The sequence below is a fragment of the Paraburkholderia sp. Ac-20336 genome (genome assembly GCF_017105025.1).
Taxonomy (GTDB): domain Bacteria; phylum Pseudomonadota; class Gammaproteobacteria; order Burkholderiales; family Burkholderiaceae; genus Paraburkholderia.
Genome location: NZ_JAAGPS010000030.1, coordinates 1 through 26,823 on the forward strand (window position 1 = coordinate 1; position 26,823 = coordinate 26,823).

Consider the following 26,823-nt stretch of genomic DNA (forward strand, 5'->3'; position numbering starts at 1 on the left):
CCCGCCGCCGAAGACGCGGCCACCGCGCGCCCGGCCGGCGCGCCGCCGCCAGGGTTCGGCGCGGCACCCGATTTCAGCGCGACCAATCCGCCGCCGCCCAATGCATTCCCGCCGTCGCCGCCGCGCTATCTGCGGCAGAGCGATTCGGCGTGGAGCGTGTTCGGCCGCATCATCGCGGCGCGCGCGCGGCAACTGTTCGATCGCGCGGGCCAGCGGATCACGCAGCGCACGCTGCGCATCGGCGTGTCGGCGCGCATCTTCCATCCGGAGCCGGGTGCGAAGGGGCTGCGCGGCAAGACCTTGCAGTATCTCGAGGAATCGATCGCGCACTGGGTCATGTCGCGCGACGTGATCGTGTTCATGATTCCGACGGTCGGTCATCAGGGCATGCTGCACCCGAGCAACATCCGCTTGCGCGACTACGCCAAGCATCTCGACGGCCTGCTGCTGCAAGGCGGCGCCGACGTCTCGCCGCAGACCTATGCGGAAACGGCAATCAGTCACGAGTGGCCCGGCGACCGCGTGCGCGACATGTACGAACTCGAACTGCTACACGAGTTCGTCGAGTCGGGCAAGCCGGTGCTCGGCGTCTGCCGCGGCTGTCAGCTGATCAACGTCGCGTTCGGCGGCACCTTGTATCAGGACATCGCGACCGACGTGCCGACCGCCGGCGCGCACGTCAACGAAAACTACGATCAGCACCGCCACGGCGTCCATTTTCCGGACGGCTCGACATTGCTCAACATGTTCCCGGGACGGCGCGACGCGATCGTCAACTCGATCCACCACCAGGCGGTGAAGACGCTCGGCCGCGATCTCAATATCGAGGCGGTGTCGGCGTCGGACGGCATCATCGAGGCCGTGCGCTACCGGCGCGCGCCGTTCGTGATGGGCGTGCAGTGGCATCCGGAGTTTCATCGCGCGGGCGGCCCGGAACTGCTCGATTGCACGCCGTTGCTCGATACGTTCCTGCGCGTGGCGCGGGAGACGCGGTTCTAGCCGGGTTTTCCGCCTGCGTGCGAGGGGTGGCGCGCTCTGCGTTTCTCGTCGCCGGTTTGTTCGACGCGCTGTCGCGCTATGCGGCGGCGCGTTTTTTCTTCTGACGCTCCTGGTGTCGTACCGTTGCGGTCTGTGTTGCCGCTGTGCCGATGGTTTGCGTGTTGGCATGGGCGGCCGGCGTGCGTTCGCGCTTGCCGGTTTTTATCTGGATAGTCAGGAATCCACGGTGTTGCCTGGTCGCTGGCAAGGTGCGATGGCGGTTTCGTGACCGTGCGAATCTTGCTTGAATCTTTGCTGATCGACGTATCTCGATTTCCACCCTATTTGAGATAGCGCGAGACAGCGGCGCGGTACTTCGCCTTGTCGCGAATCCGCGCGATAATCACCGGCTATTCTGGATTGGCGTGGAGCAGGCAGTATGAGGTTTTCCCTGGTAATTCGACGCGCGTTGCTGCTCGCGGGCGCGTATGCGTTCTGGCATGCCGGTGCCGTGCAGGCGGGGCAGGACGGCGGCACCGCACCGGTGGCCGGCACGCGGCCGGCCGTGAGCGAACTGACGCCGCAACCCGGCGATGCCGCGTCTGCAAGTGCGGCAAGTGCGCCCACGGCTGCGGATGCCTCGGCGCCAGCGGGCAGTGCGCGAGGCGACGTCGCCGAGCTGATGCAATTGGTACACGACTCGAACCTGAGCGAGTTGCGCACCACGTACAACGGCAGCTACGGCGCAAGCCTGCTTTTCTATCCGGCGCGGATGACGTATTACGTCGCGCTGTTTCAGGACAAGCATTTCTGGCGCGTGATCCAGTCCGACGATGCCGGGCGCGCGGAAGCCATCTACACCGATTTTGCGCAGCAGACGGCGCGGCTCGCCGACGTCGAGATTCGCCGCACGCAACTGCAGGCGCAGACCGCGTATCTGCAGGGCATCATCGCGACCTCGCAGGAACAGGCGCAGCGCTTGCAGGCCGACGTCGACGTCGCGCGTACGCAGCAGGCCAAGGTCGACGACTATCAGCGGCAGGCGCACGGCGAAGCGCTCACGTTGAGCGCCGAGCGCGACAAGGCGCAAGCGCAGTTGCGTCAGGTGCAGAGCGAGGTCGAGCAGTTGCGGCAACAGGCCGAAGCGGGTTTGCCGGCGCAGAAATAAGCGCTTGGGGTCGGCCATGAACGCGACCCTGACAAAGCCCGGCTCCGGGGAAGAGCCGGGTTTTTTTACCTCCACCTATCGCTCGATCTATTGGTCGATTCGAACAGCGCAACTGAATCCCGCCCGCGGATGACGTCGTGCGGACGTTCCGCTCACTTCGCGAATTGCTCCGGAATTTCGGTGACGCGGCGCTGCGAGATGTGAGTCATCCACTCCGTGCCGTTGCTGGCCGACGCATCGTTCGACGCGGCCGGGCGTGGCGGTGGCGCGATCTCGTACACGGGTGTGGCGGCGGCCATGGTCACGGCTGCGTATTCGTCGCGGCTAAAGCGTGCTTGCGCCGGTAGCGAGTCGGTTCGCACAACCGGGCGAGTGTGCAACCGAGGCGAAGCGACCGGTGCGGCACGCATGAGCGCGATGCGCGGCGTGCCATGTGACGACGCCATCTGCACAGCACCGCCTTGCTCCGGCCTGTGATCCTTCCTGGCGCGCGGCATGTTGCCGGAATGCCGGGTGACCACGTTGCTCGAATGGATCGAGTGAGCGGGGTGGATTGGCGCATCCCGTCTTAGCGCTTTGTGCACCGATGCAGCGACAGGTGGGACGCTCGGTGTAGCAACGACCTCGGCATGCCTCGTTGCCGGCGTAACAGTCACTGGGGCCGGAGCGTCGACTTCGCCGACATCCCGCGTTTGCCGATACGCAACCTCATTGCGCGTGTAATCCTGCTCAGGCCGCACCTCGTGTACCTCGTGTACCTCGTGGCTAGCCATAAGCATGTCGAAGGGTTTCAGCAGCGCACCTGCCATCCGAGTCGGCGCGAAATGCTGGCCCATCGCAATCCACGCCAGCATCGCCGCGCCGCCGACCATACAGGTACCGCCCGCTATCGCAGCCCAATGCCGCGAAGCGCGACGTTTTGCGTGCCGGGACGGGCGTACCCTGAGCGGGATTCGCATCGGCTCCTGGGCGAAGGTTCGCAGCGCGTCGGCACCGCTTGCGCTGGAAATAATCGTGGGCCGCGCAACCTCGGCGGCGCGCGTGGCCCTGGTCGCAGGCGCCGCCACATCCGGCCTGTCGAACGGCTGCCACTCGCAGCACGCGAACATGTCCCTGTCTCTCAGGCACGCGGTGCGCAGCAGCGCGACACAGCGCAATTCGAGTTCCGCGCGCCAGGCTTCGCCGGGCGGATGCGCAGACCAGTCGCGGCCGAATGGCGCGGGCAAATGAGCGAGCGGACGCAGGCGTGGTAGCGCGTAAGCGCCTTCGATCAAGGTGAACGGAGTGCTAGGCATCGGTTTCTTCCCGCACCCGACGACGACGGAGCGCCGGTGGGCAGTCGCAGAATCTGTGGGAGCCGATGGCGACTCGGCGCGAGCCTGGGCTGCTGCCGCTCATCGCGCGATCCCGATTGATTCGGAGACCTGATAGCGGCGCGATGCAAAGGCTCGACCCGATGAAGCCATCGGCAAACAGAAAATGATGCCTTGAAACAGCCCCTTTTGACGTTCGGACTTCTCCGAAAATGATGTCCTATACGTTCAGGGACTCAACCGGTACACATACCGCAACGCCGTGATGTCGACCCCGCCCATATGATCGGGCTCCGCGCCGACGAACTGCCAGCCCTGCCGCTCATAGAAGCCGATTGCCGGCGTATTGCCTTCGAGCACGTATAGATACAGCTGCGTCTCGCCTTGCGCGCGCGCCCAGTCTTCGGCGGCGCGCATCAGCAGCTTGCCGACGCCGATGCCCTGGTAGCCGGGCAGCGCGTGCAGGTTGTCGAGCAGCACACCCCACGCGGACTCGGGCTGTCGCTCGACGCACACGAAGCCGGTCGGCTCGTCGCCGAGTTCGGCGATCAGCACGGTGCGGCGCTCGCCGCCCGGCGCATCGAGACGCGCGGCCCAGTAGGCGGCGCGTTCGCGCGTGACTTCGCCATCGAGGAACGCATCGGGCAACAGGCCGCGATAAGTGGCCTGCCAGCTGGCGCTGTGAATCGATGCAATGAGCGCGGCGTCCTCGGTGGTCGCGGGACGCAATGAAAGAGCAGGGGTGGTTCGCATCGGGGTAAGAATCGACTCAATAGTGTTGCACGAAAAGTTTACCGCGCTGCGTGCCGGTGTCGCGTAAGCAAACTGTATGCGTTTCGCGGCGGCGTGTTCAGCAGTAACATTACGTGGCGCGGGCCCCGCATGAATCACGATGTTTACCCTGATACCGGCGGTGCATCGCGAACAGCAAAATGCGGCGCCCTCGCGCGCGCTTTTCCGGTATCGTTCGTGGCATCCGCTTGCCGAACGCAGGGGATCGTTTCAACTGCCTGACCGCGACTGTCGCCGACTATCGAACAGCACGGCGGGCTCACACGAGAGTGTCATGTCTACTGCGACCCACGCTACTTCCGCTACCGAAGAATCCAAGGTCAAGACAGTCTTCCGCGTCGTCAGCGGCAACTTTCTTGAGATGTACGACTTCATGGTCTATGGCTACTACGCTTCGGCGATCGCCAAGACCTACTTCCCGAGCGGCAACGATTTCGCCTCGCTGATGCTGTCGCTGTCGGTGTTCGGTGCGGGCTTCCTGATGCGTCCGCTCGGCGCGATCGTGCTCGGCGCCTACATCGACCATCACGGCCGCCGCAAAGGCCTGATCCTCACGCTGAGCCTGATGGCGCTCGGCACGCTGACGGTCGCGGCAATCCCCGGCTACGCGACCCTCGGGCTCCTCGCACCGGTGCTCGTGCTGCTCGGGCGGCTGCTGCAAGGCTTCTCGGCCGGCGTCGAGCTCGGCGGCGTGTCGGTGTATCTCTCGGAGATCGCGACGAAGGGCAACAAGGGCTTCTACTGCTCGTGGCAGTCGGGCAGCCAGCAGGTCGCGGTGGTGTTCGCCGCGCTGATCGGCGTGCTGCTCAACAAGCTGCTGCCTGCCGACCAGATGTTCGCATGGGGCTGGCGCGTACCGTTCCTGATCGGCTGCCTGATCGTGCCGTTCCTGTTCATCATCCGCCGCTCGCTGCAGGAAACCGAGGAGTTCGCAGCGCGCAAGCATCGTCCGAGCATGGGCGAGATCATGAAGTCGATGCTCGCGAATTACCCGATCGTGCTCGGCGGCATGGGCATGGTCATCATGACGACCGTGTCGTTCTACATGATTACCGCCTACACGCCGACCTTCGGCAGGGAAGTGCTGAAGCTCTCGGCCATCGACACGCTCGTCGTCACGGTTTGCGTCGGTATCTCGAACCTGATCTGGCTGCCGCTTTCGGGCGCGCTGTCGGACCGTATCGGCCGCCGTCCGGTGCTGCTCGTGTTCACGGTCCTGACGATTCTCACTGCGTATCCGGCGCTGCAATGGCTCGTTGCCGATCCGTCGTTCGTGCGTCTCCTGCTCGTGCAGTTGTGGCTGTCGTTCCTGTACGGCTGCTACAACGGCGCGATGGTCGTGGCGCTGACCGAGGTGATGCCGGTCGAAGTGCGTACCGCCGGCTTCTCGCTCGCCTACAGCCTCGCGACGACGATCGGCGGCTTTACGCCGGCCATTGCCACGCTGGTGATCCACGTGACGAGCAACAAGGCGGCGCCGGGTCTGGTGCTCGGCGTGGCGGCGATCTGCGGTCTGCTCGCGACGCTGTTCCTGTATCGCACGCCGGAATCGCGCAATCAGTATCGGGCGGCCTGACGGGTTCGGCTGATCGTCTGAAAACAAAAAGCCCCGCGTATGCGGGGCTTTTTGTTGGGCGGCGCGTGGCGAGGCGCGAGAGTGTGCGACGGCGTAGGGTGGTTGCGACGCGTGCTCCTGCGTTCCCGTATTTCCGCGTTCCCACGACGCCGCGCGCTCGCCGTTAACTGTTGCGCAAAGCCTTCGCCACCGCGTCGGCCACTTCATCCCATGCACCGGGCCGAGGCTGACGCACGAGTGTCGCGCCCGCATACCACGGGCTGCGCGTGTCGTCTTCGAACCAGCGCCAGTCGGCGGCGAACGGCAGCATCAGCCAGAGCGGCTTGCGCAGCGCGCCGGCCAGGTGCGCGATCGACGTGTCGATCGACACGACCGCATCGAGCCGCTCGATGATCGCGGCGGTATCGGCGAAGTCGCCGATACGTTTGTCGAAGCGATGAATCGAGGCCGCGCGCGGATGCGCGTCGAGCGTCGCGCGTTCGGCATCGTTCAGGTCGGGTTGCAGCACGATCCAGTCGATGCCGTCGAGTGCGAACAGCGGTTCGAGCGCGGCAAGCGGCATCGAACGCGTTTCGTTGCGCTGAATGCGTCCCGACCACGCGAGCCCGATCTTGCGTTTCTCCTGGCCGCCGAGCGAGCCGCGCCATTTGCGGCCATACGCGGGCGGCACGCTCAGATACGGCGTGCGGCCCGGAATCGTGTCGTAGTTCGTGCCGAGCGCGAACGGCAGGCTCAAGAGCGGAATCTGCAGATCGGCGGCCGGGCGCGGCTGGCCGCGCGCGATCAGTGTCACGCGCCACGTTCGCGCGGCGGGCGCGAGGAGCGGCAGCAACGACGGCTGCACTTCGAGCACGACGCGCGCGGCGCGCTGCGCGACCAGCGGCACGAAGCGCACGAATTGCAGCGTGTCGCCGAAACCCTGTTCCGCATGGACCAGCAGCACGCGGTCCTCGATCGGCTCGCCATGCCAGCGCGGCAAGGTTTCGATAACCGGCTGCGCGACCGTTTGCAGCCGCCATTCGTATTCGGGCAGCCCGCGCGCGAAATCGCGCATTGCGAGCCAGGCCAGCGAGCGGTTCATATGCGCGGCCGCGAGATCGGGGCGCAGGCGCAACGCCTGATCGAATGCGCGCACGGCGGCGGCCTGTGCGCCGAGCGCCTGGTGCACGGTGCCGAGCGCGAGCCATGCGAGCGCGAATTGCGGATCGAGACCGACCGAGCGTTCCAGGTACGGCTGCGCCTCGGCGGCCCGGCCGAGCGCCGCGAGCGCATTGCCCATGCCGTAGATCGCGGGCGGCAGATTCGGCTGCAGGCGCAGCGCCGCCTCGAACGAGGCGACCGCCTCGGCATGGCGACCGGTGGCGTCGAGTGTATTGGCGAGATTGAAGTGCGCGGCGACGAAGCGCGGCTCGGTGGCGAGCGCGGCCTCGAAGCAGGGTACGGCTTCGGCCGGCCGGTCGAGCGCGTTCAGCGACATGCCGAGGTTGTTCAGCGCGCCCGCGTGATCGGGGCGCAGCTCCAGCGTGCGCCGGAACGACGTGATCGCCTCTGCATGACGCCCGAGCGCGTGCAGTGCGTTGCCGAGATTGTTGTGCGAGGACGCGTCGTCCGGTTGCAGGCGCAGCGAGCGGCTGAACGCGTCGGCGGCGTCTTCGTGACGGCCCACCGACGCATACGCGTTGCCGAGGTTGTAGTGCGCCATCGGGAACGTCGGCGCGAGCGTGAGCGCGTTGCGGAACTGCTCGATCGCGGCGTCGACCTGGCCGAGCGCCCTCAATGCATTGCCGAGGTTCAGTTGCAGCGCGGCGTCGCCGGGACGCAGATTCACCGCGCGCCGCACGAGCGCGGCGGCTTCCTCATGCTGGCCTTGCTGATGGCGCAGCACGCCGAGCAGGTGCAGTGCGTCGACGTGGCTGGGGTCGTGGTCGAGCGTAGCGCGATAGCCGCGTTCGGCTTCGTCGAGGCGGCCGTCACGATGCGCCGCGAACGCGCGGTCAAAAACGGGTTGCATGACGGGGGAGGGCATTCGGAGCGGACGAGGGCGCATTTTCCCATACTTGCGCGGGCGGACTCCGATTTGCGCCGGTTGTGGACATCTCTTGTGGACCTATCTCCCGGACCCATCGCACGGGCGCATCCCGACGAGCGACAGGCGCCGCGCCCGCGCGTGACGCATGTGCCGCCACGCGATTGATGCAGCGCACCCGTGCGCGGCTTGTCGGCGGCGTACACTAGAACGCATTGTTGCCTCCGGAGTTCCGCATGGACGCTGTCGCCTACGACGCGTCGCCGGTGCTGATCGTCGGGGCCGGTCCCACTGGACTTGCCGCAGCGATGAGTCTCGCGCGCGCCCATATCCCCGTGCGTCTGATCGACAAGGCGGCGCAGCCGAATCCGCATTCGCGCGCGATCGGCATTCAGGCGCGCACGCTCGAACTGCTCGAACAGCATCGGCTGATCGAACCGTTTCTCGAACTCGGCCATCGCGCGCGCGTCGCCAATCTGTTCTCGAACGGCATGCGGCTTGCGCAGCTCGATTTCGATCCGCTGCACACGCGCTATCCGTATCTGCTGTTTCTCGATCAGTCCGTGACCGAGCGGCTGCTCACCGAGCATCTGGCGACGCTCGGCGTGACGGTCGAGCGCGGCACCGAACTGACCTCGTTCATGCAGGGCTCGGCGAGCATTCAGGCGACGCTGCGCCGCGCGGACGGCCACACCGAAACGCTGCGTCCGTCGCACCTGATCGCGGCCGACGGCGCGCATAGTCTGATTCGCCACCGGCTCGCCCTGAGCTTCGAGGGCAAGACCTTCGGGCAGACGTTTCTGCTCGCCGATCTGCGCGCCGAAACCGACTGGCCCGACGACCAGTTCCATATCTTCGCTTCCGGTGAAGGCCTCGTCGCGCTGTTTCCGATGGGCCACGGCCGCCATCGTCTGATTGCCGATCACGCGGCCGGGCTGCCGGGTGCCGCCGTCGTGCCGGTGGTGGCGCCCAGCGAGCCGCCGCCGGGCCCGCCGCTGAATCTGCCGCCGCCGCCGTCGCTCGAACAATGCAAGACGCTGATCGCGCGGCGCGTGCGCGAGCGTGTCGACGTCTCGGATCTCGCGTGGTCCTCGTATTTCCACGTGAATAGCCGCATGGTGGATCGCCTGCGCGTGGGCCGCATCTTTCTGGCCGGCGACGCCGCGCATGTGCACAGCCCGGCCGCCGCGCAGGGCATGAACACCGGCATCCAGGAAGCGCTGAACCTCGGCTGGAAACTCGCGCGCGTGATTCGCGGCGCCGCGCCCGACCGGCTGCTCGATACGTACCACCTCGAACGGCATCCGATCGGGCGCGACGTGCTGCGGCAGACCGGCTTCATCACGCAGATGGCCGAAGCCGGTCACGGTCCGCTGAAGCTGTTGCGCGAGCGCGTGATGCCGGTGCTGGCCGCGCTCGGTCCGCTGCGCGATGCCGCGCGCGCGACGATCAGCGAACTGTCGGTCCAGTACCGGCGCAGTCCGCTCACGCTCGAACGCGTGCTCGACGGCGGCCCGCGTGCGGGCGAACGCGCGCCCGATGCGCTCGTGCATGTGGTCGATGGTCCGCTCGGGCGCGCGCCCGGGGTCGGCTGCATTTTCGACCTGCACGATCCGGCGTTTTTCTCGCTGTTTCTGCTGGTGCCGCCGCTGCCGGTCGATGGCACGCCGCTCGATCCCGCCGCGAAGCATGCGCCGCCGGCCGACCCCGAGGTGGAGAAGCTCGCGGTCGAAGTCGAGCGCCTGCTGCCGGGCGCGGTGCGAATCTGGCGCGTTACCGATACGAGCGGCGACGGCGCGCCCGCGCTCGCCGAATCGTATGGCCGCACGCGGCCGTCGTTCTATCTGGTGCGGCCCGATGGCTATATCGGCGCGCGCGGGCGTACCGGTTCGGACCTGCACGGCCTGTTGCGGCACTGCGAAGCATGGTTCACGGCGGCGGGGGAGATGCGGGAGCAGGTGGCGCTGTGAGGCCTGACACTCGTTGAGTTGAACGTCGATCCCGGTCTCGCATGCGCATGCCGGCGCGCGCAACCTCGTTGCGCGCGCGGCTCATGCGAAAGCGCTCCGGGACTGGACCTGGACCTAAACTGCTGCCGGTGTTTGCGCCGGCGTCAGCTTCTCGCGATACCTGACGATCGCCTCGCGCGTGAAGTCCGACAGCGCGATGTCATACGTATCCGGCGCTTCGTCGAGCGTCGTGAGCAGCGCGCGCCGCATGCGCGGCTCCCAGAAACGATGGATATGGTCGGCGACGCCGCTCAGCGCCTCCTCGTGATCGGGCATCGATTCGAAGAAATCGCCGATCCGGTTCGCCATGTCGATCAGATTCCGATTGTCCATGGCTCGCCTCACTTGCCCGAGGTGACGGCGGCGGGCGCCTTGGCCGGCTCGCGCTGCTTGAGCAGTTCGAGCTGCTCGCTATTGAAGCGCGAGTAGTCCTTCTGCCATTGCGACGGCTGCTCGACCGGCATCACCTGTACCGCGGTCACCTTGTACTCGGGGCAGTTGGTGGCCCAGTCGGAACTGTCGGTGGTGATGACGTTCGCGCCCGATTCGGGGAAGTGGAACGTCGTATAGACGACGCCCGGCTGCATCCGCTCCGTGACCTTCGCGCGCAGCACGGTCTGCCCCGCGCGCGATTCGATGCCGACCCAGTCGCCGGTCCTGATGCCGCGTTCTTCCGCGTCGTGCGGATGCAGTTCGAGCCGGTCTTCGTCATGCCACAGCGAGTTCTCGGTGCGGCGCGTCTGCGCGCCGACGTTGTACTGCGAGAGGATGCGGCCCGTCGTCAGCAGCAGCGGATACCGGCGCGTGACTTTTTCAGGCGACGCGATGAACTTGGTGATCACGAACTTGCCCTTGCCGCGCACGAAGGTGTCGACGTGCATGGTCGGCGTGCCGTCGGGCGCTTCTTCGTTGCACGGCCACTGGATGCTGCCCATTTCGTCGAGCTTGCGGTACGACACGCCGTGGAAGGTCGGCGTGAGCCGCGCGATTTCGTCCATGATCTCGGACGGATGCGCGTAGTCCATCTCGTAGCCGAGCGCGCGCGAGAGCAGCAGCGTGACTTCCCAGTCCGCATAGCCGCCGAGCGGCGGCATCACCTTGCGCACGCGCGAGATGCGGCGCTCGGCATTGGTGAACGTGCCGTCCTTTTCGAGGAACGACGAGCCGGGCAGCAGCACGTGCGCGTATTTGGCGGTCTCGTTCAGGAAGATATCCTGCACGACGATGCATTCCATCGACGACAACGCCGCCGCCACATGATGCGTGTTCGGGTCCGACTGGACGATGTCCTCGCCCTGGCAGTAGAGGCCCATGAAGCTGCCGTGCAGCGCGGCGTCGAACATGTTCGGAATGCGCAGGCCCGGTTCCGGTTGCAGCGTGACGTGCCAGGCGTCTTCGAACAGCGAACGCGTGACCGTGTCGCCGATATGGCGATAGCCCGGCAACTCGTGCGGGAACGAGCCCATGTCGCATGAGCCCTGCACATTGTTCTGGCCGCGCAGCGGATTCACGCCGACACCTTCGCGGCCGACATTGCCGGTTGCCATCGCGAGGTTCGCGATGCCGATCACCGTCGTCGAGCCTTGCGCGTGTTCGGTGACGCCGAGGCCGTAGTAGATCGCGGCATTGCCGCCGGTCGCGTAGACGCGCGCGGCTTCGCGCACCTGCTGCGCGGGCACGCCGGTCGCGGCCTCGGTCGCTTCGGGCGAGTTCTCCGGCAGCGCGACGAACGCGCGCCATTGCTCGAACGCGCGCGTTTCGCAGCGCTCGGCGACAAACGCTTCGTTGAGCAGACCTTCGGTGACGATCACATGCGCGAGCGCATTGACGATCGCGACATTGGTGCCGGGGCGCAATTGCAGATGATGCGAGGCCTTCACGTGCGGCGTATCGACGATGTCGATCCTGCGCGGATCGACGACGATCAGCTTCGCGCCCTCGCGCACGCGCCGCTTCAGGCGCGAGCCGAACACCGGGTGGCCGTCGGTCGGATTCGCGCCGATCACCATGATGACGTCGGCCTTATCGATCGAGGCGAAGGTCTGCGTTCCTGCCGATTCGCCGAGCGTGGTCTTCAGGCCATAGCCGGTCGGCGAATGGCAGACGCGCGCGCAGGTGTCCACGTTGTTGTTGCCGAACGCGGCGCGCACGAGCTTCTGCACGAGGTAAGTCTCTTCGTTGGTGCAGCGCGACGACGTGATGCCGCCGATCGAATCGCGCCCGTGCTTCGCCTGGATGCGGCGGAATTCCGAGGCCGCATACGAGATCGCTTCTTCCCAACTGACTTCGCGCCACGGGTCGGTGATCTTCGCGCGGATCATCGGTTTCTTGATGCGGTCCTTGTGCGTCGCGTAGCCCCATGCGAAGCGGCCCTTCACGCAGGCATGGCCTTCGTTGGCCTGGCCGTTCTTGTGCGGCACCATCCGCACGACCTGGTTGCCCTTCATCTCGGCCTTGAACGAGCAGCCGACGCCGCAATACGCACAGGTGGTCACGACCGAGTGCTCGGGCTGGCCGAGCATCACGACGGTCTTTTCCTGCAAGGTCGCGGTCGGGCAGGCGGCGACGCAGGCGCCGCACGACACGCACTCCGATTCCATGAACGGCTGGTTCTCGCTGGCGGCGACGCGCGATTCGAAACCGCGGCCGGCGATCGTCAGCGCGAACGTGCCCTGGGTTTCCTCGCAGGCGCGCACGCAGCGATTGCAGACGATGCACTTCGACGGGTCATACGTGAAGTACGGATTCGATTCGTCCTTCCTGTCCTTCAGGTGATTCGCGCCGTCGAAGCCGTAGCGCACTTCGCGCAGGCCCGTCACGCCCGCCATGTCCTGCAGTTCGCAGTCGCCGTTGGCGGGGCAGGTCAGGCAGTCGAGCGGATGGTCGGAGATGTACAGCTCCATCACGTTGCGGCGCAGCGATTGCAGACGGTCGGTCTGCGTGCGCACCTTCATGCCGGCTTCGACCGGCGTCGTGCACGAGGCCGGATAGCCGCGCCGTCCTTCGATTTCGACGAGGCACAGACGGCACGAGCCGAACGGTTCGAGCGAATCGGTCGCGCAGAGCTTCGGTACGTTGACGCCGGCTTCGACCGCCGCGCGCATCACCGAGGTGCCGGCGGGCACCGTCACCGCCTGGCCGTCGATTTCAAGCGTGACGTCGACGTCCGCGTGACGGGCGGGGGTGCCGTAGTCGGTGTCGTCGGAGAACGGGTTGGCGGCGCGCGCCATGGCCTGCGACTTGCACGCACAGTTGCCTGAGCCGCAGCCGCCGGTGGAAGAGTTGAGCTGATCGGACATGATGGGGCTCCTGGGTCAGGCCGCGGCCGCTTGGGTGGCGTGGCCGGCAGCGGCATCGGCAGCGAGACCGAAGTCTGCGGGGAAATGATCGAGCGCGGACAGCACCGGATACGGCGTCATGCCGCCCATCGCGCACAGCGAACCGGACACCATCGTGTCGCACAGATCGCGCAGCAGTTGCACCTGGCGCGTCGACGTATCGCCGTTGCGAATCCGCGCGATCACCTCGACGCCGCGCGTCGAGCCGATCCGGCACGGCGTGCATTTGCCGCACGATTCGAGCGCGCAAAAGTGCATCGCGTATTGCGCGAGTTCGGCGAGGTTCGAGGTGTCGTCATGCACGACGAGACCGCCGTGGCCGATCACCGCGCCGACCGCCGCGTACGCTTCGTAGTCCATCGGGATGTCCCACTGGCTTTCGGGCAGATAGGTGCCGAGCGGGCCGCCGACCTGCACCGCGCGCGCCGGCCGGCCGCTGGCGGTGCCGCCGCCGTAATCGTTCAGCAGTTCGCGCAGGGTCACGCCGAACGCGAGTTCGACGAGGCCGCCGCGCTTGATGTTGCCGGCCAGCTGGAACGGCAGCGTGCCGCGCGAGCGGCCCATGCCGAAGTCTTTGTAGAACGCCGCGCCGCGCGCGAAGATGATCGGCACCGTGGCAAGCGTAATTACGTTGTTGATGACGGTCGGCTGGCCGTACAAACCGGCGAGCGCCGGCACCGGCGGCTTCGCGCGCACGATGCCGCGCTTGCCTTCGAGCGATTCGAGCAAGGCGGTTTCCTCGCCGCATACGTACGAGCCCGCGCCTTTCGCGACGAATAGCTCGAAACGATGCGCGTTCGAGCCGAGCACGCTGTCGCCGAGCCAGCCGGCTGCGCGCGCCCGGCCGATGGCCGTTTCGAGCGTCGCGATCGAGTGCGGGTATTCGCTGCGCACATAGATGTAGCCGACGCTCGCACCGGTCACGACGCCCGCGATGATCATGCCTTCGATCAGCATGTACGGATCGCTTTCCATCACGAGGCGATCGGAGAAGGTGCCGGAGTCGCCCTCGTCGGCATTGCAGACGATGTACTTCTGCGCCGCCTTCGCGCCGCGCACCGTGCGCCATTTGATGCCGGCCGGAAACGCCGCGCCGCCGCGTCCGCGCAGGCCCGATTCGATCAGCGCTTCGCAGGCGGCGTCGCCGTCGGTTTGCAGCGCCGCGCGCAAGCCTTCGAGGCCGCCGTGGGCGACATAGTCGTCGATCGACAGCGGATCGGTGATGCCGATGCGCGCAAAGGTCAGGCGCTGCTGCTTCTTCAGATACGGCATCTCGTCGACCACGCCGACGCGCCGCGCATGCTCGCCGCCGTCGACGAAGCCCGCGTCGAACAGCGCGGCGACGTCTGCCGCTTCGACGTTCGCATAGCCGACGCGGCCCTCAGGCGTGGCGACTTCGACGAGCGGTTCGAGCCACAGCAAGCCACGCGAACCGTTGCGGATCAGTTCGATCTGCATGCCGCGGCGCGCGGCTTCGCTCGCGATGGCCTCGGCAGCGGCATCGGCGCCGAGTGCGAGCGCCGACGAATCGCGGGGAACGTAGAGGCGCGTCATGCCGGCACCTCCACGCATGTGCGGACCGCGGCGAACAGCGCGTCGAATTTCTGCGGCGACACGCGCGCGTGCAGCGTGCCGTTGAGCATCAGCGCCGGCGACAGTGCGCATTGGCCGAGGCAGTACGCCGATTCCAGTTCGACGGTGGCGCCGTCCTGATGGCCGGCGTCGAAGCGGCAACCGGTGTGCGCCTCGATGTGCCGCGCGAGCGCTTCGGTGCCCATGCTGCGGCACGCTTCGGCGCGGCACAGCTGCACAGTGACGGGCGCGGCCGGCGTGGTGCGGAAATGGTGGTAGTAGGTGATGACGCCGTGCACTTCCGCGCGCGACAGGCTCAGCGCGCGGGCGAGCGGCTCGACCGTGGCGGGCGGCACATAGCCGACTTCGTCCTGGATCGCGTGCAGGATCGTGATGAGCGTGCGGCCAGGCTGTGCGTGACGTTGCACGAGTTGCTCCGGCGCCGTGGCGAGAGAATCTTCCAAAAGGGGGCTCCTCCAAAGCGATATATGCACTTGTTATTCATAATACGTGCACGTATGCTTCGCTTATTCGATATGGTATAGCCGAACGATAGGCGGGCCGACGGGCGCACGCAATAGGAAAGAGATACACATATATGGTCAGGATCGAATGCCAGGTCGAACTGGTGGTGAAGGGTGCGGACGGCCGCGAGGCCAGCCTGTCGGAGCTGGTGCCGCTGCTCGCGCTCGTCGACGAATCGGGCAGCATTGCCCAGGCCGCGGCGCTTAAGGGTTTGTCCTACCGGCATGCGTGGGGTTTGCTGCGCGGCATCGAGGAGCGTCTGGGCGGCGCGCTGATCGAGAAAGAGCGCGGGCGCGGCTCGGTGCTCTCCGAACTCGGCCAAGCGGTGCTGCGCGCGCAGCGGCTGTGCGGCGAGCGGCTCGACGGCAATCTGCAGGCGCTCGCGAGCGAGGTGGCGAGCGACCTGAACCGCTGGCTCGCGCCGCCCGCCGACGACGTGCGCATCCACGCCTCGCACGGTTACGCGGTGGCCGCACTGGTGACGGCGCTCGTCGCGCACGATCTGCCGGTCGAGATCAAATATCGCGACAGCGCGGACGCGGTCAGTGCACTCGCGCGCGGCGAGTGCGATCTGGCGGGTTTTCACCTGCCGCTCGGCGAATTCCGCGCGGTGTGCGCCGATACCTATCGGCGCTGGCTCGATCCGCAGCGCCATGTGCTCGTGCATCTGACGCGGCGCAAGCAGGGGCTGTTCATCGGCAAGGGCAACCCGAAGCGGATCGGCGGCCTCGGCGATCTCGCGCGCGACGACATCCGCTTCGTCAACCGGCAGCCGGGTTCCGGCACGCGCATGCTGCTCGATCTCGCGCTGCGCCGGATCGGCGTGGACCCGGACCGGGTCAACGGCTACGCGTCCACCGAACTCACGCATTCGGCGATCGCGGCCTTCGTCGCGAGCGGCATGGCGGACGTCGGTTTCGGCGTGGAGCCGGCCGCGCATCACTTCGGGCTCGACTTCATTCCGGTCGTCGACGAAGACTATTACTTCGCGTGCGACCGCGCGCATCTGACGCGCGCGCCGCTCGCCTCGGTGATCGAACTGCTGCGCGGCAGCGCGTTTCGCCATCGCGTCGAGCAGCTCGACGGCTACGATCCGCGCGACTGCGGCAGGCTCGTGGATCTGGCGGAAGGCCTCGGCGAGGCGGCTTGAGCGGTGGAAAACGCGATGGCAAGTGGGGTGGCAAGCGCGCTGGAAAGTGCGCTGGGATGGAGGGTGGAATCGGCGCTGCCCCGGCGATGGCGTAAGCGGTTGTAATCGTTAAGCTGCGTAGGCCGCTGCGAAGTGCGTTCGTTTCAGCTACTCTCTTGGCTTCGCATCCGCTTTAACCACGCGCCACGCCGCGCCGAACACTATGAAAGCTCTTCTTCACGCATGTGCCGCGGTCGCCGCGGCGGGTGTGCTTTGCGCCACCGTTTCCGTTGCTTTCGCGCAGAATTCGCCCGGCGTGCCGGGCGGCATCCTGCAGGACGAGTTCCGTATCAACGAACATCCGCAGATGCCGTTCGCGGCGTCCGCGCCGTCGAGCAAGTATCAGCATGGCAAACCCACGGCGGCGCGCAAGCGTGGCGACATGGGCGATCCGAACGGCTGCAATCTGCAGTGTCCTCAGGACCAGTAAGAGGGGTGTGCCGGGCTTCGTTCGACGTCTGATAACGTCGAACGTCTGACAGTGCCCGAGGCAACGACAACGCCGGCTTTGCGCCGGCGTTGTGCTTTGTGGGCCTGCTTCCCCGCGCGATTCTGCGTGGGCGATTTGTGACAGCCTACGGCCGATATGCCTTGCGACCGAAGTGTTTCCGCGTGTGTCGGTTCAAGGCTTGGCGATGTGCCACACGTCCTTGAAACCGTCGCCCTTCGTATCCCCCGCCTGCTTGTCGGACGAATAGCGATAGAGCGGATGACCCTTGTACGCCCACTGCTGCTTGCCGTCCGCGGTCGGGATCAGCGTCAGGTCGCCCGCGGGCTTGTCGGTCGGGGCTGCCGTCGCCGCGGGCCAGTAACTCATGCAGCCGCCGGTGCAGGCGCTCACGCCTGGGGTGGTGTCCTTGTCGAAGGTGTAGAGCGACATGCCGTCCGCGGTGACGAAGCGGCCGCCGTCTACCTTGGGCGGATCGGCGAGGGCGCTCTGTTGCAGCGCAACGAAGGCGAGTGGGGCCAGGACGAGGATGGACTTGCGCATGATGCGGGCTCCTGTGTTGACGACGTGTTGGATGGTCGGACGGTGCGGTTTGACCGCGTGTTGCGGGCACTGCGTTTCTGGCAACGCGTTTTGCTAACGCGCTGGACATCTGCGTTGGACTTCGCCAGGTTCGAGTATAGGCAGCGGATGCCGATTTGCGATCCGCCGGCGCGATTCACCGGCTTCACCGGCGCGCGCGTACGGGATGAACGGGTGGGAGCGGGGGAATATTCCGCGCGTGGGGCACGATCCAGCCTGCCCCTGTCGCCAATCAATCTTGAATAAGGGTCACGCGATGAATAGTCCGCCAAAGAGTCACCCGCAAAAAACATGGGGATGGGAACTGGCAACCCATGGCGAAACGCTGGCAAGGGCTCTCGGCGGCTATCCGTCCTTTCATGATTCGGCGGTTCGTTCGTTTTGCATGCGACGGGAACGGCAAACGCGGGAGGACGGAGACGGTCGCCTGCTACCCGGTGCGCGTACGCGCGAACTAGTGGATGTGCGGCTCGAAGTGCTGCACAACCGTTATGGCGCGCCGGCCGTAGACGGACGTCCCGATCAGGTGGTCGTGCTCGACTGTCTGGACGTGCGGACTTCCGGGATCGACGTGAACGCCATGCTCGAGGAAGCCACGATCATGGAAATGACGCTCGCGCAAGCACCGGGAGCATTGATCCAACTGGACCTCATGCCGAATGTCGGTCTCGATATCCGGCTGACGTGCAAGGAAGTCGTGATCGTCGACGTGCGGCCTTATGTGCGCGAGGTTTCGTAAGAGCCATGCCGCGGCCGGAGAGAGAGGGCGGCTCCACCGCCGGCCTTGTCGTGACAAAACGTGAAAAAACGCGACACCATCCCTCGCGCGGCAAACGCCCTCAACGGGCGATCTGAGGAAACCCGTATAACTTCTCCGGATTGGACGCGAAGATCATCCGTTGCCAATCGCTACGGCCGATCCACGAAGCGATCACATCCACCAATCCCGCATCGTCGGGCTTGGTGGTTTTTTCCGTGGGATGAGGCCAGTCGGTGCCCCACAGCATGCGCTCGGGCGCCATCGCGATGAATGCTTTCGCCACCGGCGCGACGTCGGCATACTCGGGCGCGCCGCTTTTCGTATCGACGTACGGGCCCGAGAGCGTCACCCAGGTATTGCCGCGCTCGACCAGTTTGCGCGCGCTCTTCATGGCATCCGAGCCGAGGCCGTCCGGCTGCGGAACATGCGCGATGTGATCGAGCACGAGAGGGCACGGCAACGCGAGCAGGTGCTTCTCCAGCGCCGGCAGCTTCGCGCCCTGCACGACCAGCTCGATGTGCCAGCCGAGCGGCGCGATACGGGCCGCAAGCGGCGCGAGCATCTCGACGGTCGTGGCGCCCGGATAGCTGAGATTGAAGCGTATGGCGCGAACGCCCGCTTCGTTCATCTGCGCAAGCCCGGCGTCGGTGACGGACGTATCCACGACCGCCACGCCGCGCGCGTCGGCGCCGAACTGCTTCAGCGCGTCCAGCAGGCAGCGGTTGTCGGTGCCGTAGGTCGATGGCGTCACCACGACATTGCGGCGCATGCCGAGGCGCTGCTGGATCTGCCGGTATTGCCCGACGGTCGCATTGGGTGGCCGCAGCGTGGTGCCCGGCGCGCTCGGAAAGCGGTCGTCGTAGATGTGCATATGGCAGTCCACCGTACCTTCAGGAAGCCTGAACGATGGCCGCTCGGTGCCGCTGGACCAGATCCCGGCGCACTCGCCGAGACGGGGCAGTGCGGCGGCGAGGCTGCCCGCACCGAGCATGCCGAGGAATTGGCGGCGTTTGATATCGGGCATGTCAAACCACCTCGACTTTATTCGGCACGCGTTGATCGGGGCCCGGGCGGCTCAGCAGCAGGAGCGTCGCCACACTCACGAGCGTCAGCAGGCCAAGCGGCATCAGCGCGAGCGCGTAGCTGCCCGTGGCTTCCTTGACCCAGCCGTAGACGTTCACCATCAGGCCGCCGCCGAGCAGATTGGCGATCGCGTTGATGGTCGCGAGTCCCGCCGCGGCCGTGCTGTTGGACAGCATGCTGGAGGCGAGCGCCCAGAACGGCCCCTTGAAGGCATAGGCGCCGACCAGCACCGCGCACAGCATCGTCAGGGTGGGCAAAAGCGAACCGCTCAGCGACGTGCCGAACAGGCCGAGGCCGATGAGCAGCATCGGAATCACCGTATGCCAGCGCCGTTCCTGCCGCCGGTCCGAGCGTCGTCCCCAGTACACCATGAGAACGGACGACAGCGCGTAGGGCACCGAGTTGAGCAGACCGGTCTGCATGACCGTCAAGCCATACGACTTCAGCAATTGAGGCTGCCACACGGAAAGCGTGCTGCCCGCGCCGGAGGCGCACACATCGACGAGCGCGAGACACAGCACATAGCGATTGCGAAACAGTTTCGCGAGCGGCATCGGCGGGACTTTGCTGGGAGCGCGCGCTTCGCTCGCGATGGCGCCGGTCAGCCACTCGCGCTCGCCGGCCGACAGCCAGCGCGCTTCGTCCGGCTTGTTGGTCAGCAGCACGAGGCAGACCAGGCCGAGCAGCACGGTCGGAATGCCTTCGAGGATGAAGAGCCATTGCCAGCCGCGCAGCCCCGCGAAGCCGTCGAGTTGCAGCAGGGCCGCCGAGATCGGCGAGCCGATGAAGCTCGCGGCGGGAATCGCCACCATGAAGGTGGCGACGATGCGGGCGCGATACTTCGCAGGAACCCAGTAGGACAGGTAAAGCAGCACGCCGGGGAAGAAACCGGCCTCGGCCGCGCCGAGCAGAAAGCGCAGCACGTAGAAACCGGTCGGCGTGCGCACCAGCGCGGTGGCCGTTGAAACGAGTCCCCACGTAATCATGATGCGGGCAATCCAGATACGCGCGCCGTAGCGTTGCAGCGCCATGTTGCTCGGCACTTCGAAGAAGAAGTACGAGACGAAGAAGAGACTGCTGCCGAACCCGAAAACGCGCGGTGAAAGTCCGAGGTCGTGATTCATCTGCAGGGACGCCATGCCGACGTTGCCGCGGTCGATGAACGCGAGCAGGTAGCAGAGCATGAGGAAGGGCACGAGCCGCCAGACGACCTTGCGAAGGGTCTGCTGCTCGAGCGCGGATGCAGCGGCGCTGCCGTTGAATTGCATGAGTGAGTCTCCTGGCGTTATTGTGCGCCGGAGCGGCGCAGTCGGATGTGATGTAAAACGTGGATCGCGACGACGCAGCTTGCGAGGACGAACGCCATGACGCTGAACGTATTGCGCACGCCGAGCGCTTCGGCGGCCGTTCCCGCGAGCAGATAGCCGAACGGCATCGTGCCGTTGTAGGCCATGCCATACATGCCCACGAGGCCGCCGCGCACCTGCTCCGGGCAGCGCTGCTGGATCGTCGCGTTGGTCGAGGTCGCCGAAAAGGTCAGGCTGAATCCGAGCGCGTAGAACGCCGGGATCGACAGGCCGATGTCGTTCGTCGAGGCGAGCACGAGCAGTGCCGCGATGGCGCTCCACGGCGAGAGCGCGAGCAGCCGTGCCGAGGCGCGCGGCCCCCAGGCCGACGAAAGCAGCACCGCCGCGCTGAGCGATCCGCTGCCGGCCGCGGCGAAGAAGAGGCCCGTATAGTGCGCGGCATTGTGATAGGCGCGGTCGGCCAGCAGCGGAACCAGCGTCTGGTAGCTTGCGGCGAAGAGTCCGATGCAGGCGAGGATCGGCAGGTAGCGCGCCGAAAACGCGTCCGACATCACGTAGCCCACCGCGTCTCTCAGGCCGCTATCCGCGCGTGCCGCGTGCGGCGCGCCGGTGGTTTTCATCGAACGCACGCACAGTGCCATCACGGCCAGCGCGCACGCATACACGCCAAATGCGGCGCCGGGCCCGAACGCCGGATAGACGAAGCCGGCGATGCTCGGGCCGACCATGCGCCCCACGTTGTAGACCATCGTGTTCATGGCAACCGCATTGGACGTGAGTCGCTGATCGAACAGGCTCGTCACCAGCAGCATCTGGCGGGAGGGCGTTTCCACGGCGCTCGACATACCGATGGCAAGCGCATGCAGCAGGATCAGCTTGACGCCGAGCAGCCCCAGCAGCCAGAGCGTGAGCAGGCTCATCGTGAGCAGCATCGACGTGCCGAGCACGCAGAGCGTCGTGCGCCGCGCGTTGGCCGAGTGAATGCGCGATCCCGCCAGCGGCGCGACCACGAGTTGCGGCCCGTACAGCAGAAAATTCAGCAGCGCCAGCACCGATGCCATGCCCGACAGGTGGTACACGAGCAGGTTCAGCGTGATGTTCTGGGTCCAGCTGCCGAGCACCGAAACGACCTGGCCGCACGCGTAGCGGCGCAAAGCCGGTTCGGCGAGCGCCGGAAACAGCCGGTCGTAGAAGCCGGGCTGCCGTGCCGTCGTGTTCATGCGAGTGCCTTGCCGCGCGTTTCCGGCGCGAAGAACACGACGATCGCCGCCGCGACGAACGCGACGATCGTGGTCGCGAGGCCCAGCACGAAGCCGCCGGCGCTCGAAGCCAGCGCACCGATGACGAGTGGCGCGATAAAGCCGCCGAGCCGTCCGCCGTTATAGGCGAGGCCCATGAGAAAGCCGCGCGAGGCCGTGTCGCCGATGATCTCGGCGAGAAAGGGGCCCGCACCCGCGAAGATGCCGTTCACGCCGAACCCGGTGAGAAAGATCGCGGCCATCAGCAGCAACGGATTCGCGGAGAAGATATAGACGCCCACGGCTGCTGCGCCCACGAGCAGATAAGCGATGAACATGGGCCGCCGGCCGATCCTGTCGACGAAGGCCGAGAACAGCAGGAAGCCCGAGATGGCGCCGAACTGCAACGCGAGAACGAACTTGAGGCTGTGCACGAAGTCGAGGTGCTTCACCGTCACGAGGAACGTGGGTGTCCACGTGAAAACGCCCCAGTACAGGTATTGCAGGAAGAAGATGAACGTGAACGCGGTCAGCAAGCCCCGCACGTTGAGCTGCGTGGCAGCGGCGGACTGATGCGCCTTGTCGTGCCGCGCGGCCTGTTTGCGTTCGAGCCAGATCGGCGATTCGGGCGTCTTGCGCGCGACCCAGAAGAGAATGAAGAACGGCAGCGCGCCGATCAGAAACAGCAGGCGCCAGCCGTTGCCGGCGAGTCCGCCGTTAGCCATGCTCACGATGCCCGCCACGCTGATGGCGATGATCGCGCCGATCGGCAGCCCCATCTGCATGAGCGCGCCGCCTTTGCCGCGCCGGCTCGCATGCCAGGTTTCGGCGACGAGCGCGGCGCCGGCCGTCCACATGCCGCCCATGCCCAACGCGCCGCAGAATCGCGAGACGGCGAACCAGTGCTCGTTCGGCGCAAACGCAAGCAGTCCTGAGAACAGTGAATAAATGCCGATGCACAGCAAGGCCGTACGCACGCGGCCGAGGCGATCCGACACATAGCCGAAGAGAATGCCGCCGACGATCTGCCCGGCGGCGGTGATGCTCGTGAAGAGGCCGAGCTGCGCTTTGCTCAGGCCGAACTGCAAGGCCAGCGTGGGCAACAGCAGCGACAGGAGAAAGGAGTCGTAGCTCTCGAAGGTCCAGCCCAGACCCGCCAGTGACAGCGAGCGCCATTCCGCGCGCGAGATGTCGCGGTACCCCTTCGCGTGCGTGCTGGCGCCGCTTGCCGCGGTCGCTACCGTCGCCGTTTCCGGTTTCATGTCTTGTCTCCTGATAGGTCCAACCCGTAGGTCGACGCGGCGGTTCCGCTGAACAGCGCGGCACGCTCGTCAGGCGACGCACTGCCTGCCAGGCGCTTAAAGGCGTTCCAGAGCACCGTGTAGCCGAACATCCCCTTGTCGACCGGGAAATTGCTTTCGAACATGCAGCGTTGCGCGCCGAAAAGCTCGACGCAGGTCTCGAACATCGGCGCCCACGCGGCCGCGAGGTCGGTGGACGACGGCGGGAGTTCGGCCGCCGCGAAGTCGAAACCGAATACGGTCAGGCCGGCGCCGCCGAGTTTCATGCGCGTGTTCGGCAGATGCGCGAGGCGCCGCAGTGCGGCCGTCCAGGCGCGTCGCACTTCGGCCTGCTCGCCGATGTAAGGCCCGATGCCGAGCGGACCGCCGAAGTGATCGATTACGATCGTCACGTTCGGCGCTTGCACGGCGAGGTCGTAGAGCGCATCGAGCTGGGTGTGATAGACCCAGGCGTCGAGACTGAGGCCGTATGTCGCGAGCGTTTGCACACCGTCGATAAACGACCGGCGCTGCATGAGATCGGGCGGCGGCACGACCGGGCTCGACCGCACCGCCTCGCTGTCATGCCATGCGAGCGGATTGCGAATGCCGCGCAGCCGCCCGCCCGAGACGTCGAGCATCTTTTCGAGCACCGGTGCGACGGCGTGACCGAGCGCGAGGTCCGCGCCGCCGACAATGGCCTCGCAGCAACGCGAAGCGCCATAGGCACCGCTGGCGAACATCGCGGCGACGCCGTTGGCGAATTCGACTTCGCCGACGGGTTTCATGGCGTCGGGGCCGTGGCTTCGCATCATGGAGCGGCACTGCACGTAGACCGTCGAGACGATGCGATGGCCGCCGCCCGTGTCCTGCCGCAATTCGTCGGCGAGGTAGCGGCCCGTCTGCCGGTCCCACAGGTGATGGTGCGCGTCGACGATGGCGAGATCCGGCTGCAACACTTCCTCGCGCCGCCGCGCGAGCCAGTTTTCCCGGATGGGCAGGTGAGGGGCGTGGACGATCTGCATGGCCTCGCCGCCTAGAACTTCTTGCGCATGCCGACCACGAAGCCGGTCTGGTCGTAGCCCGCCGCGACGGTGCCGTAGCCGTTCACGCCGAGCGCGGAGTTGCCCTTGTTGCGCGCGAAGCCGGCGGTCGCGTAGAGGTCGGTGCTTTTCGAGAGCAGGTAGTCGGCGCTGAGCACCGCCATCCAGGGATCGGCGCTCGTCGAATGGACGTCCTGGTAGTAGGCCGACGCGGTGACGGAGAAAACCGGCGTGAAGTTATAGAGCGCGCCGGCCCAGTACAGATTGGCGGCGCTCGACTGCGCACCGTTCGCGAGCGCGATCGGATTGGCAGGCAGGAACGCGTTCGACGCCTGCAGATAGCGATAGCCGGCGAATGCCTTCAGGCTGCCGATGACATACGTTGCCGCCGCGACCGCGCGCCGTTCCGTGGCGGTGTTCGTGGCGACGGTGTTGCTGTTGCGCTGTTCGTAGGACACGCTCGCCGCGAGCGGGCCGCGCGCGTAAGTAAGCGAGCCGCCGAAGTAGCGGCCGGTCAGTTGGGCGCCCGGCACTTCGCTGCCGTATCCCGTGTCATAGCGCGTGCTGTACATGGCCGCAACGGTTACGGGCCCGAACGCGCCGACGTATTTCGCGGCGTTGTCGATGCGCCCCGCGGCTGCGTAGTCGACCGACAAGGTCGAATAGCGCGACGACGCGCCCATCGGATCGAACACGACCGCCTGATCGTAGAAGACCGAGTTCTGCCGGCCGAAGGTCAGCTTCTGATTGCCGTACGCGAGGCCGACCCAGGCCTGGCGGCCGAAAAGGCGCGAGGTGGTGGCCGCATTGGCGCCCAGCCCCTTGGTCGATTGCGCGAGCGTGCCGTCGTTGATGTTGAAGCCGTTTTCGAGGGTGAAGATCGCCTGCATCCCGCCGCCGAGATCCTCGACGCCCTTCAAACCCCAGCGCGAACCCGAGAGATTGCCCGAGACCTCGCGGGTCACTGCGCCGCCCGTCGGCGTGTTGTTGATGTGCTCCACACCGACATCGACGATGCCATAAAGCGTCACGCTGCTTTGCGCATGCGCCGCGAGAGGAGTGAGCGCGAGCGCGGCCAGTGCAGCGGCGGCGCGCAACGGAACGGGAGGCTGGGTGGCGACGGTCGTGACGGCCTTTTTGTACGGCATGATGTCTCCGGAAAGTCGTTTAGGTATATTGAAGTTATGGGTGAGGCAACGGTGTCAGGTGCGCGAGGCTTCGCCGGCGTCCGCGCCGGGGTCTCCCAGCCACGCGATCGTCAGGGCGCCGACCAGCATCACGCACGCCACCGCGAGCAAAGGCGCGGTGAAGCTGCCGGAGAACTCCTTGATGCCGCCGATCATCGACGGCCCGACAAAACCGCCGAGGTTGCCGACCGAGACGATCAGCGCGAGGCCGCCTGCCGCGGCGCGGCCCGTGAGAAATCCGGAAGGGATCGCCCAGTAGGTTGCCTGGAAGGCGAGGATGCCGCTGACCGTCAGGCACAGCGCCATCAGCTTGAGCGTCGGGACGTCGAGCATCGTGCTGACAGCGAGCGACGCCGCGGCGAGGAGCAGCGCGCCCGCCACGTAGGGCACGCGGTTCGACGCGCGGTTGGCGACTCTCGCCCACACCAGCATGAGCACGGCGCCGAGCGCGTAGGGAATCGCCGCGAGCCAGCCGACGACCGCATGGCTGACACCGAATTGCTTGATGATTTGCGGCATCCACAAGCCGACGCCGATCGAGCCGACAATCCCGCAGAAGTTGACGAACGCCAGCACGAAGACTCGCCAGTTCGTCATGGCGTCGCGCAGCCTGGCGCCATGTTTTCTGGCGATGCCCTGCTGTTCGAGCGCGAGGCGTTGCGCGAGGAGCTGCTTGTCTTCCTCGCTCAGCCAGCGCGCTTTCTCCGGACGGTCGGCCAGCACGAAGAGACACACGATGCCGAGCAGGATGGCCGGCAAGCCTTCCGCGAGCAGAAGCCATTGCCAACTGTGCAGCCCGTGCAGGCCGCTCAGTTGCAGCAGCGCCCCGGAGATCGGCGAGCCGATCATGTTCGCGACCGGAATGCCGACGAGGAAGGCCGCCGTGATCTTCGCGCGCCATCTGCCGGGGAACCAGTGCGTGAAATACAGATAGATGCCGGGCGTGAAGCCGGCTTCCGCGAGACCGAGCAGGAAGCGGGCGGCGGCAAAGCTCTTCGGCCCCGTGACGAAAGCCGTCGCCATCGAAATCAGGCCCCACGTAATCATGATCCGGGCGATCCAGACGCGCGCGCCGACCTTCTGCATGATCAGATTGCTCGGGATTTCGAACAGGAAATAGCCGATGAAAAAGAGCCCGGCGCCCAGGCCGAATTCCTGGGCGGTGAGGCCGAGCTCGCGGTTCATCGTCAGTGCTGCGAATCCGACGTTGGTGCGGTCGAGATAACTGACCACGTAGCACGCGAAAATGAACGGCAATATCCGGCGATAGGCCTTGGCCAGCGTGCGCTCGCTGGCGGCATAGTGCTCCGGGTGCATTGCCGGATGCCCGGGCATGGGGTTGTCGGGCGGCGCGCTGTTCGCGCTCAAGGTTCGGGAAACTTGCATGTGCGCTCCTCCATTGCGCCTCG

22 protein-coding genes are annotated in these 26,823 nt (G+C 66.3%); 7 read left to right on the plus strand and 15 right to left on the minus strand.

The genetic code is table 11. The features are described from left to right. Both GXB81_RS12005 and GXB81_RS12010 read left to right on the plus strand, forming a co-directional pair. On the plus strand, positions 1-999 hold a 999-nt coding region (locus tag GXB81_RS12005), incomplete at its 5' end, for a type 1 glutamine amidotransferase (protein WP_205989220.1). A 418-nt stretch (positions 1,000-1,417) separates the two neighbouring features. Further along, positions 1,418-2,146, plus strand: a complete 729-nt coding sequence (locus tag GXB81_RS12010) for a DUF2968 domain-containing protein (protein ID WP_205989221.1) — start codon at positions 1,418-1,420, stop codon at positions 2,144-2,146. A 152-nt stretch (positions 2,147-2,298) separates the two neighbouring features. Here the strand turns inward: GXB81_RS12010 and GXB81_RS12015 are convergent, their stop codons facing one another. Both GXB81_RS12015 and GXB81_RS12020 read right to left on the minus strand, forming a co-directional pair. Next, a complete protein-coding gene (locus GXB81_RS12015) occupies positions 2,299-3,420 on the minus strand; it encodes a hypothetical protein (protein WP_205989222.1) in 1,122 nt (373 codons plus the stop codon). Between the two features lie 267 nt (positions 3,421-3,687). After that, the gene (locus tag GXB81_RS12020) at positions 3,688-4,212 is read right to left on the minus strand and encodes a GNAT family N-acetyltransferase (RefSeq protein ID WP_167284672.1); all 525 of its coding nucleotides are present in this window, start codon (positions 4,210-4,212) and stop codon (positions 3,688-3,690) included. 313 nt (positions 4,213-4,525) lie between these two features. Between GXB81_RS12020 and GXB81_RS12025 the strand changes: the two genes are divergently transcribed. Further along, positions 4,526-5,827, plus strand: a complete 1,302-nt coding sequence (locus tag GXB81_RS12025; protein ID WP_167284673.1) for an MFS transporter — start codon at positions 4,526-4,528, stop codon at positions 5,825-5,827. A gap of 163 nt (positions 5,828-5,990) precedes the next feature. On the opposite strand, the gene GXB81_RS12030 is transcribed toward GXB81_RS12025, so the two are convergent. Further along, positions 5,991-7,838, minus strand: a complete 1,848-nt coding sequence (locus GXB81_RS12030) for a tetratricopeptide repeat protein (RefSeq protein WP_205989223.1) — start codon at positions 7,836-7,838, stop codon at positions 5,991-5,993. Between the two features lie 251 nt (positions 7,839-8,089). Between GXB81_RS12030 and GXB81_RS12035 the strand changes: the two genes are divergently transcribed. Beyond that, a complete protein-coding gene (locus GXB81_RS12035; RefSeq protein ID WP_205989224.1) occupies positions 8,090-9,823 on the plus strand; it encodes an FAD-dependent monooxygenase in 1,734 nt (577 codons plus the stop codon). Positions 9,824-9,937: 114 nt separating this feature from the next. Here the strand turns inward: GXB81_RS12035 and GXB81_RS12040 are convergent, their stop codons facing one another. From GXB81_RS12040 to GXB81_RS12055, 4 genes are read right to left on the minus strand one after another with little or no spacing between them, the layout of a single operon-like run. Continuing rightward, complete coding sequence (locus GXB81_RS12040; protein WP_167049559.1) at positions 9,938-10,195, minus strand: formate dehydrogenase subunit delta; 258 nt, start codon at positions 10,193-10,195, stop codon at positions 9,938-9,940. Between the two features lie 8 nt (positions 10,196-10,203). Then, on the minus strand, positions 10,204-13,161 hold the full coding sequence (gene fdhF, locus GXB81_RS12045) for a formate dehydrogenase subunit alpha (protein ID WP_205989225.1): 2,958 nt from the start codon (positions 13,159-13,161) through the stop codon (positions 10,204-10,206). 15 nt (positions 13,162-13,176) lie between these two features. Further along, positions 13,177-14,754, minus strand: coding sequence for a formate dehydrogenase beta subunit (locus GXB81_RS12050; protein WP_205989226.1), 1,578 nt, complete (start codon positions 14,752-14,754; stop codon positions 13,177-13,179). Next, complete coding sequence (locus GXB81_RS12055) at positions 14,751-15,236, minus strand: NAD(P)H-dependent oxidoreductase subunit E (protein ID WP_205989227.1); 486 nt, start codon at positions 15,234-15,236, stop codon at positions 14,751-14,753. The genes GXB81_RS12050 and GXB81_RS12055 overlap by 4 nt, the downstream gene beginning before the upstream one ends. A gap of 134 nt (positions 15,237-15,370) precedes the next feature. Here GXB81_RS12055 and GXB81_RS12060 point away from each other — a divergent pair, with 134 nt between their 5' ends. Together GXB81_RS12060 and GXB81_RS12065 are read left to right on the plus strand one after the other, a co-directional pair. After that, positions 15,371-16,447, plus strand: a complete 1,077-nt coding sequence (locus tag GXB81_RS12060) for a substrate-binding domain-containing protein (protein WP_167284679.1) — start codon at positions 15,371-15,373, stop codon at positions 16,445-16,447. Between the two features lie 202 nt (positions 16,448-16,649). Then, a complete protein-coding gene (locus tag GXB81_RS12065; protein ID WP_167049549.1) occupies positions 16,650-16,916 on the plus strand; it encodes a hypothetical protein in 267 nt (88 codons plus the stop codon). A gap of 192 nt (positions 16,917-17,108) precedes the next feature. On the opposite strand, the gene GXB81_RS12070 is transcribed toward GXB81_RS12065, so the two are convergent. After that, positions 17,109-17,477, minus strand: coding sequence for a hypothetical protein (locus tag GXB81_RS12070; RefSeq protein WP_167049547.1), 369 nt, complete (start codon positions 17,475-17,477; stop codon positions 17,109-17,111). 496 nt (positions 17,478-17,973) lie between these two features. Between GXB81_RS12070 and GXB81_RS31410 the strand changes: the two genes are divergently transcribed. Beyond that, positions 17,974-18,255, plus strand: a complete 282-nt coding sequence (locus GXB81_RS31410; protein WP_241016319.1) for an immunity 50 family protein — start codon at positions 17,974-17,976, stop codon at positions 18,253-18,255. Positions 18,256-18,355: 100 nt separating this feature from the next. Here the strand turns inward: GXB81_RS31410 and GXB81_RS12080 are convergent, their stop codons facing one another. Genes GXB81_RS12080 through GXB81_RS12110 form a run of 7 tightly spaced genes read right to left on the minus strand, consistent with a single transcriptional unit; the run spans position 18,356 to position 26,749 of the window. Next, complete coding sequence (locus GXB81_RS12080) at positions 18,356-19,300, minus strand: amidohydrolase family protein (protein WP_205989229.1); 945 nt, start codon at positions 19,298-19,300, stop codon at positions 18,356-18,358. Between the two features lies 1 nt (position 19,301). Continuing rightward, positions 19,302-20,627, minus strand: a complete 1,326-nt coding sequence (locus GXB81_RS12085; RefSeq protein ID WP_205989230.1) for an MFS transporter — start codon at positions 20,625-20,627, stop codon at positions 19,302-19,304. 17 nt (positions 20,628-20,644) lie between these two features. Further along, positions 20,645-21,886: an MFS transporter gene (locus tag GXB81_RS12090; RefSeq protein WP_205989231.1), complete on the minus strand. Its 1,242-nt coding sequence runs from the start codon at positions 21,884-21,886 to the stop codon at positions 20,645-20,647. Beyond that, a complete protein-coding gene (locus GXB81_RS12095; protein ID WP_205989232.1) occupies positions 21,883-23,166 on the minus strand; it encodes an MFS transporter in 1,284 nt (427 codons plus the stop codon). Before GXB81_RS12095 ends, GXB81_RS12090 begins: the two co-directional genes overlap by 4 nt. Further along, positions 23,163-24,209, minus strand: a complete 1,047-nt coding sequence (locus tag GXB81_RS12100) for an amidohydrolase family protein (protein ID WP_167049537.1) — start codon at positions 24,207-24,209, stop codon at positions 23,163-23,165. The genes GXB81_RS12095 and GXB81_RS12100 overlap by 4 nt, the downstream gene beginning before the upstream one ends. 11 nt (positions 24,210-24,220) lie before the next feature. Further along, the gene (locus GXB81_RS12105) at positions 24,221-25,375 is read right to left on the minus strand and encodes a porin (protein ID WP_205989233.1); all 1,155 of its coding nucleotides are present in this window, start codon (positions 25,373-25,375) and stop codon (positions 24,221-24,223) included. Between the two features lie 54 nt (positions 25,376-25,429). Further along, a complete protein-coding gene (locus GXB81_RS12110) occupies positions 25,430-26,749 on the minus strand; it encodes an MFS transporter (RefSeq protein ID WP_241016322.1) in 1,320 nt (439 codons plus the stop codon). Positions 26,750-26,823 lie beyond the last annotated feature (74 nt).